The organism is Dyadobacter sp. 32, from assembly GCF_902506755.1.
Lineage (GTDB): Bacteria > Bacteroidota > Bacteroidia > Cytophagales > Spirosomataceae > Dyadobacter.
This window is the reverse complement of record NZ_LR735258.1, coordinates 4,474,929-4,488,297: the sequence shown is the minus strand read 5'-3', so window position 1 is coordinate 4,488,297 and position 13,369 is coordinate 4,474,929. Positions and strand designations below refer to the sequence as shown.

General features: G+C 46.3%; 9 protein-coding genes and 1 tRNA gene. 3 read left to right on the top strand and 7 right to left on the bottom strand.

The features are described 5' to 3' along the window. Positions 1–118: 118 nt before the first annotated feature. From DYADSP32_RS18210 to DYADSP32_RS18190, 5 genes are all read right to left on the bottom strand, one after another. Positions 119–727, bottom strand: coding sequence for a TetR/AcrR family transcriptional regulator (locus DYADSP32_RS18210; protein ID WP_149241414.1), 609 nt, complete (start codon positions 725–727; stop codon positions 119–121). 205 nt (positions 728–932) lie between these two features. After that, positions 933–1,003 (bottom strand) — tRNA-Gln (locus DYADSP32_RS18205). Positions 1,004–1,070: 67 nt separating this feature from the next. Further along, positions 1,071–1,949: an ACP S-malonyltransferase gene (gene fabD / locus DYADSP32_RS18200; RefSeq protein WP_149241415.1), complete on the bottom strand. Its 879-nt coding sequence runs from the start codon at positions 1,947–1,949 to the stop codon at positions 1,071–1,073. A gap of 113 nt (positions 1,950–2,062) precedes the next feature. Next, positions 2,063–4,963 carry a gliding motility-associated C-terminal domain-containing protein gene (locus DYADSP32_RS18195; protein WP_149241416.1) on the bottom strand — a complete coding sequence of 967 codons (2,901 nt, stop codon included), beginning with the start codon at positions 4,961–4,963 and terminating at the stop codon, positions 2,063–2,065. Positions 4,964–5,182: 219 nt separating this feature from the next. Further along, entirely contained in the window at positions 5,183–8,065 is a 2,883-nt protein-coding gene (locus tag DYADSP32_RS18190) for a gliding motility-associated C-terminal domain-containing protein (RefSeq protein WP_149241417.1), read from the bottom strand. A gap of 378 nt (positions 8,066–8,443) precedes the next feature. On the opposite strand from DYADSP32_RS18190, the gene DYADSP32_RS18185 reads away from it, so the two are divergent. The 3 genes from DYADSP32_RS18185 to DYADSP32_RS18175 all read left to right on the top strand — a co-directional run bounded on the left by DYADSP32_RS18185 (position 8,444) and on the right by DYADSP32_RS18175 (position 12,058). Next, positions 8,444–9,115: a succinate dehydrogenase cytochrome b subunit gene (locus DYADSP32_RS18185; RefSeq protein ID WP_149241418.1), complete on the top strand. Its 672-nt coding sequence runs from the start codon at positions 8,444–8,446 to the stop codon at positions 9,113–9,115. Between the two features lie 84 nt (positions 9,116–9,199). Next, complete coding sequence (locus tag DYADSP32_RS18180) at positions 9,200–11,188, top strand: fumarate reductase/succinate dehydrogenase flavoprotein subunit (RefSeq protein WP_149241419.1); 1,989 nt, start codon at positions 9,200–9,202, stop codon at positions 11,186–11,188. Between the two features lie 117 nt (positions 11,189–11,305). Beyond that, on the top strand, positions 11,306–12,058 hold the full coding sequence (locus tag DYADSP32_RS18175; RefSeq protein WP_414618172.1) for a succinate dehydrogenase/fumarate reductase iron-sulfur subunit: 753 nt from the start codon (positions 11,306–11,308) through the stop codon (positions 12,056–12,058). Between the two features lie 211 nt (positions 12,059–12,269). Here DYADSP32_RS18175 and DYADSP32_RS18170 read toward each other — a convergent pair whose 3' ends face one another. Together DYADSP32_RS18170 and DYADSP32_RS18165 are read right to left on the bottom strand one after the other, a co-directional pair. After that, positions 12,270–12,887, bottom strand: a complete 618-nt coding sequence (locus DYADSP32_RS18170) for an OmpH family outer membrane protein (RefSeq protein ID WP_149241421.1) — start codon at positions 12,885–12,887, stop codon at positions 12,270–12,272. A gap of 110 nt (positions 12,888–12,997) precedes the next feature. Next, on the bottom strand, positions 12,998–13,360 hold the full coding sequence (locus DYADSP32_RS18165) for a hypothetical protein (RefSeq protein ID WP_149241422.1): 363 nt from the start codon (positions 13,358–13,360) through the stop codon (positions 12,998–13,000). Positions 13,361–13,369: the final 9 nt, after the last annotated feature.

The following is a 13,369-nucleotide window of genomic DNA, read 5'->3' as shown; positions in this document are numbered from 1 at the left end:
GAAGTGACATTACGAAGACAAAGATAGTTTGGGAATGGATAATTCGGTCTGCTCAATAAAAAAACTAGCCCCAGGCATTACTGACCCGGGGCTATTGGCTGCATGCTATGACAGGCAATTATTTTGAGGCATTGGTTATTATATCCTCGATGACTTTCTCAATCTTGTGCCATCCTTCGTCGGATTGAAGGTCGACCGTTATCATTTTTTCGCGGTAATCTTTCGAAATGGTCAGGTAGTAAATTCCGGCGGTGATGAATGTCATCAATGCTCCGGTATCGGGGCAGTTGGGTAGATCGCCTATTCTATTCAACAGTCGCAGGGCGACCTCATTGCGTGCATCCGAGAGCATTGATTTACCTGTGCCAATCTCCCATCTGAGAAGGTCACGGGTCGCTTTCCGCTCGCGCAGGTCCGATAAGAAGGTCAACACCATGGAAGTCATCGTTTTTGCGCGATCTTCTGAGGCTACAACGCCAATATTTTCAAGGTATTCTTCGCCCGTCGTAGAAGTGTACTCGCCCGATGTTACGTACTGTTCCATCAGCCCATCTACACTGTTGAAATAACGGTAAATGAGTACTTTATTTACTCCTGCCGTTCGTGCAATGAGATTCACCCCCACTTTTTCTGTCCCGTGCTGTTCTATTACTTCTCCAACAGCTTTAAGGATTTTACTTTTTGTCCTTTCCTTGTCTCTTTTTTTAATTCTTGGTTCGATTTTCATTATTAAGGTGCCTTTAGGTTAAACAAAGTAAATGTAACATTTCATATCAAAATAGTCTATATATGCATGCCTATTTGTAACCTTTTTAAGGAAATCGGTACCTAAGAAAATAGTTTGAGATGCCGGGAACTCCGGCTCGGGAGTGGATGCTGATGATGGGGCATAAAAAAAGAGCTCATTTTATTGAGCTCTTTAAATTTTACTGTTGGCCGACAAGGACTCGAACCCTGAATAAGACAACCAAAATGTCCTGTGTTACCATTACACCATCGGCCAAAACCGTAAATAGTGGTGCAAAAGTAAAGTGTGTAATCGAGCTTGTCAAGCGTTTTGGATAAAAAATTTAAATACTGCTTAATTCTGCACCACTTGTGATCTTTTTGACCAGGCCCTGCAGTACTTTTCCCGGCCCACACTCAACAAAAGTAGTAGCGCCGTCAGCGGTCATTTTTTCAACGGATTGTGTCCAACGAACGGGAGCGGTAAGTTGTGCGATCAGGTTTTCACGGATAACCGAAACGTCGGTTGCCGGTAGGGCATTTACATTTTGATAAACCGGGCACAGGGGCGATTGAAACCGGGAAGCATGAATGGCTTCGGCAAGTTCCTCCCGTGCAGGTTCCATCAATGGAGAATGAAAGGCTCCGCCTACCTGTAATAGCAACGCGCGTTTGGCTCCCGCAGATTTCAACAGTTCGCATGCTTTTTCCACACCTTCAATGCTTCCCGAAATTACTACCTGTCCGGGACAGTTATAGTTAGCAGGCACCACAATCTCGTCCGTGATCCCGGAACAAATATGCTCAATGGTGGCATCGTCAAGCCCAAGTATTGCTGCCATGGTAGAAGGTCTTATTTCGCATGCTTTCTGCATGGCATCGGCCCGTTTGGCGACCAGTTTCAGCCCATCTTCAAAGGAAAGTGCTCCGGCAGATACCAAGGCGGAAAACTCTCCAAGTGAATGACCCGCAACCATATCAGGCGAAAAGTTACTGCTCGTTTTTGCCAAAATTACGGAGTGCAAGAAGATTGCCGGCTGTGTTACATTGGTCTGCTTCAGCTCGTCATCTGTCCCCTCGAACATGATTTTGGTAATATCGAACCCCAATATCTCATTGGCCTGGTCAAATAAAGCTTTTGCCGAATCGGATGTCTGGTATAGTTCTAAACCCATCCCTTTAAACTGAGAGCCTTGTCCTGGGAAAATATATGCCTTCTTCATAATCAATAAGTTATTAAGATGTTCATAGTGGAATTAAAAAAGCCCGGCTGTCGGCCGGGCTGCAAATAAAGTTATTTGGACTTAAAAGAAAAAAATGGTGCTGTTTTTAAATCTTACCTGAGAATCTGTACCCAACCTTTGATCTGTGTAGGTTTTGGATTTTTCTGGATGGATTCAAACAGGACCACCGCTTCATAATAATACTGCCCTGCGGAGAGATCGGTACCAGAGCTGTTTTTACCGTTCCAGTTGATTTTGACGTCTTTTGTTTCAAAGACTTTGGCACCCCATCTGTTGAACACCTTAAACTGCACCGACTGAACAAAACTAGGGCAATCGTAAGGCTGGAAAATATCGTTTTTCCCGTCACCATTTGGTGTGAATACGTTTGGCAACACATACATTGGACAGTTGTCTTTGCAAACGGTGTTGCTAGGGGGGCTCTCCCTTCCAAAACGGTTTACTGCCGTGACATAGTAACAGCCTGCAAATGAAGTGAGACCTTCATGCGCAAACGAAGTGGCCAGGGGTAGCGGGGGTGTTTTAATTTCTTTGATCAGTGCCGGTGTATCTCCTTCGTACCTTGCATAATACACTTTGTAGGAGGTTACATTGGGATCACATGGCTTGCCTGCAACGCTTTCGGGGTAGGTCCATGAAAGGTTGTTGGTGAAAGAGACATTGTCACAAAATTCTTCGGGTTTGATGGTAGCGCAATCCAGCTGATCAATGACCAGCACCGGCGGGCATGGCTTTGTTGTATCGGTTGTGGATACGCATATGATCTGTGAGAAATTGTAGAGTACGGAAGGCGTAATTCTGCTATTGTTGTAAGATCCTACCGTTTCAACCTTATAGCAGTAGGTTGGGCCTACGGATATGGTTTCATTTACGACGCCGTCCGCGGCATATTTATCGCTACCATCGTCGGAGTATGTGAAGGTTTCGGTTCCCTGTACGCGCACTTCTGCGATCCTGTTGAAAGTTCCTGGATTAGCCTTGTCTTCTCGGTAAATGCGGTGGGTTTGTCCTGTATTGGTCCAGGGTACAATGGCAGTCCAGTTGAGCCTGATCAGTGAAGGATCCGCAGCCCCTTGTTCTAGCCTGACACTGCTTGCGGGTTCGGTCACCCCGAGCTTTACGAGCGTATTGTTTTCGGTGTGCCAGTATTCAAGCTGGTAGTTGTAAGCGTTTGCGACTGTGTTCAGGTTCCTGTCGACAAAGGTGTCGTCGGGGTTTTGGCCTACATCAATTCTGGCAACCTCTGTGAAAGTGGTTCCGTTGAGTCCTGTTGCTCTCAGGAGGCGGTATTGGGCGGGTCCTCCCTGTACAACGGCGGGTTTGATCCATTTTACAGTGATCACACCTTTTGTGGTACTGGTTGAATCCACGGTTACATTGGTGAGCAATGGTAATATTTGAGGCAGGCTCAGGCATGATTCTGCGGAAGAAAGGCTTTCGCCGCCACCGATCAGTGCCCCTGGCTCAGTAGGCGCTGCACCCGGCCTCGGGAATTTGACGGCAATTCGGTAGCTGTACGAGACCCCGGATTTAAGCCCCGCTCCTTTGTTATTGTCGATGTAAGCCACATCTCCCACGGGTACACTGGCAACCTCGGTATATCCCCATTCGGCCGGTACGCCTGTTACGCACACATCTACGGGCACATCGAAACAACCTTCTTTTCGGTAAATGAATATTTTGGCGCCCGGGATCTGACATTTATAGGCATCCCAGGTAAGGCTGTATGCGTTTCCTGCTGGATTGGTGACAGGAACTGCCTGGAGATTGACAGGTGCGGGCCCGTAGACTTTGATATTGAGCGTGGTCATATCGACGAGTTTGCGGAATGCAGGCGGGTTTCCTGTTGCTGGCGCGTCTTCTACTTTAAAAAGGACATCATACGGCTCCTGGCGTATGTGTGCACAGCTGGTCTGCCAGATAAACTGGCCTGTAACTGCCCCAACGGACCCCTGCTGGGCGACGTTGAAAGTCGCGAGTGCTGGCGAAACGAGTGATCCCAGGTATACGCCACCGGTGGTGGTCAGGTTGAGCCTGTCGCCGTTTTTATCTGTGGCCCTGATGACCTGATTGACGGTCGTTCCTGCTTCAATACAAATATCGGGGATGGGGGCCAGTAAGGGCCTGTCGTTGCGGGCGTCTTCGACAATGATCTGCATATCCCGAATAATCTGGCCAATCAATACACCGTCACGCCATTCTTCGACGATAAAGGCAACATTGTAGTAGCCTTTGGTAGCCGGGGCATCCCAGATAAGATCGCCTGTAATCGGGTTAATACTAAAAGTGGCGGGACTGGCTCCTGTTTCCGTAGCACCCGGAGGAGTTACCAGGTTAGGGTCTTTATACTGAAGGTTTTGACCGGAACCTTTCACACCACCTTGTTGCGGGACAAATAAACGGTAAGAGAGGCTATCGCCATCGGCATCAAAAGCGTTTGGGTTGTGGATATACCGTTGCCCCACAGCCGCCAGATCAATCGGTGGATTCAGTAAAACCGGCGTTTGATTCAATCCAAAACTGGCGTTAATTTCCAGAATGGAGTGAACATAAAAATTCAGATCCTGGGTTGGTGGTGGGCCAATATTCAGGATATTGTTGTTCCTGTTATCTTCTTCAAAAGAGATACGGAATTTGCCTGCAGAAGGGAAGGTATAATTTATAATGTATGTATTCTGGGTGGTATTATTACCAATGCTCGGAAAAGGGATACTTCGTGGAGCGGTCCTGAAATCCGGCTGGTAATTCGGATCTCTTGGATTAACATCTGCCGCTCCTATCACAAAATTTACGAAATTCTGGCTCGCGGCTGCATCTCTTCCGTTTACAATGTCGAAATATGCGGTTAGTTTGATCTCATAAGTCAATGAGGTTGCAGAAATTCTTTTTGCTGTGATCTCACCTGCACGAATATGTGTTGCGCTCGCCCGATAGCCTGTATGGAGTATCAGCAGAATTAAAAATAATAGCTTAAACTGTAATATAGAGCGCATATTGATCCGTGATTTATTGGATAGAGGTATTGATAACACACCCGTGATATGTGTTTGGAGTATGATGTAAACTAAATTGACAATACAATTCAGCACTCCATAGAACCAGCTTGTATTAAAACGGGTATGTTCTTGGAATTAATACACCTAAGATTTGATGTTTACATCAAATCTTAGGTGTATAGACTTAAAAGAAAAAAATGGGACTGTTTTTAAATCTTACCTGAGAATCTGTACCCAACCTTTGATCTGTGTAGGTTTTGGGTTTTTCTGGATGGATTCAAACAGGACCACTGCTTCATAATAATACTGCCCTGCTGAGAGATCGGTACCAGAGCTGTTTTTACCGTTCCAGTTGATTTTGACATCTTTTGTTTCAAAGACTTTGGCACCCCATCTGTTGAACACCTTAAACTGCACCGACTGAACAAAACTAGGGCAATCGTAAGGCTGGAAAATATCGTTTTTCCCGTCACCATTTGGTGTGAATACGTTTGGCAACACATACATAGGACAGTTGTCCTTGCAAACGGTGTTGCTAGGTGGGCTCTCTCTTCCAAATCTGTTTACAGCCGTGACATAGTAACATCCTGCAAATGAAGTGAGACCTTCATGCGCAAACGAAGTGGCCAGCGGCAATGGGGGTGTTTTAATTTCTCTGATCAGGGCTGGTGTATCTCCTTCGTACCTTGCGTAATACACTTTGTAGGAGGTTACATTGGGATCACATGGCTTGCCTGCAACGCTTTCGGGGTAAGTCCATGAAAGGTTGTTGGTGAAAGAGACATTGTCGCAAAATTCTTCGGGTTTGATGGTAGCGCAATCCAGCTGATCAATGACCAGCACCGGCGGGCATGGCTTTGTTGTATCGGTTGTGGATACGCATATGATCTGTGAGAAATTGTAGAGTACGGAAGGCGTAATTCTGCTATTGTTGTAAGATCCTACTGTTTCAACCTTATAGCAGTAGGTGGGGCCTACGGATATGGTTTCATTTACGACGCCGTCCGCGGCATATTTATCGCTACCATCGTCGGAGTATGTGAAAGTTTCGGTTCCCTGTACGCGCACTTCGGCGATCCTGTTGAAAGTTCCTGGATTAGCCTTGTCTTCTCGGTAAATTCGGTGGGTCTGTCCTGTATTTGTCCATGGTACAATGGCAGTCCAGTTGAGCCTGATCAGTGAAGGATCCGCAGCCCCCTGTTCTAGCCTGACACTGCTTGCGGGTTCGGTCACCCCAAGCTTTACGAGCGTATTGTTTTCGGTGTGCCAGTATTCAAGCTGGTAGTTGTAAGCGTTTGCGACTGTGTTCAGGTTCCTGTCGACAAAGGTGTCGTCGGGGTTTTGGCCTACATCAATTCTGGCAACCTCTGTGAAAGTGGTTCCGTTGAGTCCTGTTGCTCTCAGGAGGCGGTATTGGGCGGGTCCTCCCTGTACAACGGCGGGTTTGATCCATTTTACAGTGATCACACCTTTTGTGGTACTGGTTGAATCCACGGTTACATTGGTGAGCAATGGCAATATTTGAGGCAGGCTCAGGCATGATTCTGCGGAAGAAAGGCTTTCGCCGCCACCGATCAGTGCCCCTGGCTCAGTAGGCGCTGCACCTGGCCTAGGGAATTTGACGGCAATGCGGTAGCTGTACGAGACCCCGGATTTAAGCCCCGCTCCTTTGTTATTGTCGATGTAAGCCACATCTCCCACGGGTACACTGGCAACCTCGGTATATCCCCATTCCGCCGGCACGCCTGTTACGCACACATCTACGGGTACATCGAAACAACCTTCTTTTCGGTAAATGAATATTTTGGCACCGGGGATCTGACATTTATAGGCGTCCCAGGTAAGGCTGTATGCGTTTCCTGCTGGATTGGTGACAGGAACTGCCTGGAGATTGACAGGTGCGGGCCCGTAGACTTTGATATTGAGCGTGGTCATATCGACGAGTTTGCGGAATGCAGGCGGGTTTCCTGTTGCTGGGGCATCTTCTACTTTAAAGAGGACATCATACGGCTCCTGGCGTATGTGTGCACAGCTGGTCTGCCAGATAAACTGGCCTGTAACTGCCCCAACGGACCCCTGCTGGGCAACGTTGAAAGTCGCGAGCGCTGGCGAAACGAGTGATCCCAGGTATACGCCACCGGTGGTGGTCAGGTTGAGCCTGTCGCCGTTTTTGTCTGTGGCCCTGATGACCTGGTTGACGGTCGTTCCTGCTTCAATACAAATATCGGGGATGGGGGCTAGTAAGGGCCTGTCGTTGCGGGCGTCTTCGACCAGGATCTGCATATCTCTGATTATCTGGCCAATCAACACACCATCACGCCATTCTTCGACGATAAATGCAACATTGTACTGACCTTTAACCATAGGGGCGTCCCAGATCAGATCGCCTGTGACCGGGTTAATACTAAAAGTAGCAGGAGTTGCTCCGCCTTCGGTCCTACTAGGAACGCCTGGAATCTCCACTAAGTTAGGATGCTTGTATAGAATGTTCCGACCTTTTCCGTTTCCAATGGATTCCTGCGGAACGAACATTTTATAAGAGAGGCTATCGCCATCGGCATCAAAAGCGTTTGGGTTGTGGATATACCGCTGTCCCACAGCCGCCAGATCAATCGGGGGATTCAGTAAAACCGGCGTTTGATTCAATCCAAAACTGGCGTTAATTTCCAGAATGGAGTGAACATAAAAATTCAGCTGGTCTGTACCCAACCCATTATTCAGGTTTAATGTATTGGCATTCCGGTTATCCATTGTCACCGAAATGTTATAAGCCCCAGTAGATGGGAATGTGTAATTGGTTACATATTCATTCACCGTGGTACCATTGCCAATGTTTCGGACAGATCCCGGAACCCTGTCCACCCGCTTTGGGCCATCCGTTCCAAAATAAAAATCAACATTTACGGCGGCATCTGCAGCAGGCTTTCCTTTTTCTATGTCAAAGTAGGCGGTGAGCTTAACTTCATAAGTTAGCGATGTCGCTGAGATACGTTTGGCTGTAATCTCACCAGCACGAAAGTGGGTGGCTTTGGATTCACCGGCTATAATCATAAGCAGGGCCAAAAGACAGAAGAGAGGGAAAGATAGAAGATTTCGCATGGTAATAAATACTATTTACTAAGCCCTGATGTTGCTAAAGCGGTAAAATACTGGTTCAAAAATACGGAATAGGAAAGTCTTTTCATGTTAAAAATGGCAGGCAGATTTAGCCGCCGTATTTTCAACGAAAAACAGGGATAAAAATGTGTATGCCCGGCTGGATTCCGATTCAATAAAGTGAAAGATATGTATTTTTATTAAAAGCCCGTCTAACACGGCGATTTACGCCGCCTCGTCACGAATTCTTAATAATGATTATAAATAATAATGGGGTTTGCAAAAATGGCGCTCTTTTATTGTGTCGCATACGTTTGTACTCTACCTTTGAAAGGTTCTAGTTGTACCTATTTTTTTGTACTAAATCCATTCGTGTTTCCTATGTCGTGGTTTACACAAACGTTAACGAGTTCCATTGGTAAAAAACTCCTGATGGCTCTTACCGGACTTTTTCTAATAAGCTTTCTGGTTATTCATGCCACCATCAATGCGATGATTTTTTACAACGATGGCGGCGAAACTTTCACTCACTGGGGCCATTTTATGGGTACTAATCCCATTATCCGGACTCTTGAGATTGGTCTGGTTGCAGGATTTTTAATTCACATCGTGGACGGTTTGATACTCTGGAGATCCAATTCGGCCGCTCGTCCCGTAAAGTATGCAGTAAACAATCCTTCTGCCAACAGTACTTGGTATTCGAGAAGTATGGGTTTACTGGGTACTTTGTTATTGATTTTCCTGGTCATCCACACTGCGCACTTCTGGATCCCCAATCGTGCCAATCAGTTTGCAACCGGTGAAGAGTTGAATTTGTATAAAATGATGCTGGATATTTTCCAGAATCCTGTCATCGTGCTGATCTATGTTCTGGGCTGTGTTTCGCTGTTCTGGCATTTATTACATGGTTTTAAAAGCGCATTTCAGTCTCTGGGGCTTAATCACATCAAATACAACGGTGTCATTTCTTTCCTGGGAACAGCATTTTCGATTGTGATTCCCACGCTTTTTGCGCTCATGCCTATTTCCATTTATTTGGGATGGGTTTATTAAAACAATAAGAGCTACAGACCGATGGCTGTTGGCTAACATGTTGTGAATTTAATTTTTCGACTATTTAAAAATTAAAATATATATATGGCAACTTCATCTCGTCTGGATGCCAAAATACCAGTAGGACCAATTGAAACCAAATGGAGTAAATACAAGTCTTCCGTTCCGCTTGTAAATCCTGCTAATAAGCGTAACCTGGAAATTATCGTAGTGGGAACCGGCCTTGCGGGAGCGTCTGCTGCTGCAACGCTGGCCGAATTGGGTTATAAAGTAAAAGCGTTTTGTTTTCAGGATTCCCCACGTCGTGCGCACTCCATTGCCGCACAGGGAGGTATCAATGCGGCAAAAAATTACCAAAACGATGGAGACTCTGTTTACCGTCTTTTTTACGACACCATTAAAGGGGGCGATTACCGAGCAAGAGAGGGGAATGTTCACCGTCTTGCGGAAGTCTCCGGAAATATTATTGACCAATGCGTAGCAGCCGGTGTGCCTTTTGCCCGTGAATATGGTGGCTTGCTTTCCAACAGATCTTTCGGTGGAACCCAGGTTCAGCGTACATTCTACGCAGCCGGGCAAACAGGCCAGCAATTACTGCTTGGAGCTTATTCCGGTTTGCAGCGTCAGGTAGGTATGGGTACGGTGAAAATGTACAACCGCCATGAGATGCTTGACGTTGTTAATATCGATGGTAAATGCCGCGGTATTATTGCGCGTAACCTGATCACGGGAGAAATTGAAAGGCACGGTGGGCATGCAGTGCTACTTTGTACAGGGGGCTATGGAAACGTATTTTACCTGTCTACAAATGCCATGGGTAGTAACGTTACTGCTGCCTGGAAGGCACATAAACGCGGGGCATTTTTTGGAAACCCCTGTTTTACACAAATTCACCCTACGTGTATCCCCGTATCCGGTGAGCACCAATCCAAGCTGACGCTGATGTCCGAGTCGTTGCGGAATGACGGTCGGATTTGGGTGCCAAAAGCGAAAAATGATACCCGTCCGGGAAATGCAATTCCGGAAGATGAAAGAGATTATTATCTGGAACGTCGTTACCCTGCGTTTGGTAACCTGGTTCCCCGTGATATTGCTTCGCGAGCTGCCAAAGAAAGATGTGATGCAGGTTACGGTGTAGGAAGTTCCAAACTAGCCGTTTTTCTTGACTTTGCAGCGGCATTTGAGCGGTATGGCAAAGGAGAAGCGAACAAAAATAATATTGCCAATCCATCCAAGGAGGATATCACTACTTGGGGAAAGGCTGTTGTAAAGGAAAAGTATGGTAACCTTTTCGACATGTATAAGCAGATCACCGGTGAAGATCCGTATGAAGTGCCCATGCGGATTTATCCCGCCGTTCACTACACCATGGGTGGTCTTTGGGTTGATTACAATTTGATGACAACCGTTCCGGGTTTGTATTCACTTGGAGAAGCCAATTTCTCAGATCATGGAGCAAACCGTTTGGGTGCTTCGGCGTTGATGCAGGGGCTTGCGGATGGATATTTTGTTATACCCTACACCATCGGTGCTTATCTGGCGAAAGAAATCGGAACTGGAAAAATTCCTACCGACCATCCCGAATTTATTAGGGTTGAGAAAGAGGTAACCGACCGGATTGATACGCTGATCAAAATAAAGGGGAAAACGTCACCGGAGCTATTCCACCGCCGGCTAGGCAAAATTATGTGGGATAAGTGCGGGATGGCTCGTAATGCCGAGGGGCTCAAGGAAGCCATTGTTGAAATACGGGCACTTCGTAATGAGTTCTGGAGCGATGTCAAAGTAATGGGTAATATCACGGAGTTCAATCCTGAGTTAGACAAAGCCGGGCGTGTTGCCGATTTTATCGAGCTAGGAGAATTGATGTGTATTGACGCGCTGGCTCGTGAAGAATCCTGTGGAGGACACTTCCGGGAAGAGCATCAGACGGAGGAAGGTGAGGCTTTGCGTGATGACGAAAACTTTATGTTTGTTTCTGCCTGGGAACACAAAGGTGTAGAAGAGTGGGAACTTCATAAGGAAGAATTGATTTACGACAATATCAAGATTGCGCAAAGAAGTTATAAATAATGGCCGTCGGCTGTCGGCACTCAGCTATCGGCTGTTTGAAGTTAGCCATCAGCTTGTACCAATATTATATAGGTTAATTGATAACCGTTAACTATTACAACAATGAGTGCAGGTAACATGCATATTAAGCTTAAAGTCTGGAGACAAAGCAATAGTAATACACAAGGTGGTTTTGAAAATTACAGCCTGGAAGGCGTCTCACCGGACATGTCGTTTCTGGAAATGTTCGATGTCCTTAATGAGCAACTTATTGAAGCAGGGACGGAGCCGGTTGCATTTGACCACGACTGCCGCGAAGGAATTTGTGGCGCGTGCTCTATGTATATTAACGGGCGTCCGCATGGTCCGTTGAGGGGAGTAACTACCTGTCAGCTACACATGCGTTCGTTCAGTGATGGCGACACCATCGTTGTAGAACCATGGAGAGCGGAGGCATTCCCAGTCATCAAAGATCTGGTTGTAAACCGTGATGCGTTTGACAGGGTAATAGCTGCCGGCGGGTTTGTATCCGTAAATACAGGTAATGCACAAGATGCCAATAGCCTGCCAGTACCAAAAGAAGCAGCAGATGATGCATTTTCGGCGGCGGCGTGTATTGGATGCGGTGCTTGTGTAGCTGCTTGTAAAAATGCTTCTGCCATGCTATTTGTATCTGCTAAAATATCTCAGCTGGCCTTGTTACCACAAGGGCAAGCCGAGAGAAGTATTCGTGCAGAGAAAATGGTTGCGCAGATGGATGCGGAGGGATTTGGTGCCTGTACCAATACAGGAGCCTGTTCGGCAGAATGTCCGAAAGAGATAAGTCTTGAAAACATTGCACGCATGAACAGGGAGTATATAGGAGCCAAGCTGTCTTCATCGGCTGTTTAACAGCAATTATAGATTGAGGTTTTATTAAGGGGTGCTGTTGATTCGGCACCTCTTTTTGTGCTTTAGATTAATACTTCTGAATTGATATCTAGCCAAAACTATATAGAATAAATGCGATCATGAGGTCTGTTCGGGAGGGATCCTGGCAAAAAAAACGAGGCAACCTTGCGGCACCTCGTTTTTAATTAAATCTTCGTGAAATACCAGAAACCTACTTTTTAGCAGTAGTATCTGCTTTGGCTGTGCCAGAAGCGGCATGTTCTTTGTTTAGTCCGTCGATGATCTTTTGGGTTACATCCAGGGAAGGATTTGCAAACAAAATCCCGCCACCCAGTGAGTAGCCCAGGACATATTCGTAACCGTTTTCTTTGTTATATTTTTCGATATACGCACGGATATTTTTATACAATTGCTCATTCTTTCTGCCTTCCTCCATTTGTAACCCCTGAGCGGCCTGATCCCGGTAAGCAACCAGATCCTGTTGTTTTTTCATCAGCTGCGCCTCTGTTGAACGTGCTTGCTCTGGGGTCATAGTCTGTGCCTTTTGTTGGAAGAAAGCCACTTCATTCTGCAATGATCTGCCTTTTGTATTCAACTCATTTTCAAGCTGAAAGTTCTTATTTTCAAGTTCTTTTTTGGTTTCCTTGAAGAAATCATAGTTTTTCAAAAGCGAATCGACCTGCACGTAAACGGTACGACGTCCGGGAACTACTCCGCCATCTGCCACGGCTGCACCTGTTTCGGACTTGCCCGAAAAATGTAAAAAGAATAACACCGCCACAGCAAGGGTAAGTACGATGTTCCAAATCAACGAAGTATTGTTATTCACGTTTTTAAAGTTTTATTGTTTTTTAGAAAGAGCCGCAAAGATAATGATTTGTGTTTAAGTACCATGTACTATTGAAAGGTTACTATAAACAACCTGATAAAAGTGGACCTCTATCGGCGTGCCGAAATGGTCTCGGGCTTTATTTCGACCAATTGGCGTACAAAATAGCCGGATAGGCCAGCCATCCCTCCCACGAGCCCGCCCACCAGCGTCGTAACAGCCAGGAGCACCATGCCACCGGGTAGTGAGAATATTTCCGCGATACGGTTAGACATAGATCCTTCTGAGTTTACGTGAAGATACAGGCCGTAGCTAAACCAGAGGACTCCTATTGCTGCAAAGCCTGTAAGGAAAGCCGTCCGTGCGTCGGACGGCCGCCAGCTGCTAACGAGAAACGGTATCAGAGCGATGACCCACCAGGGTGCAAAGACCTGAAAAATAGCCGTCAGAATAAAAATAATAATGAAGTTCATAATCAGATT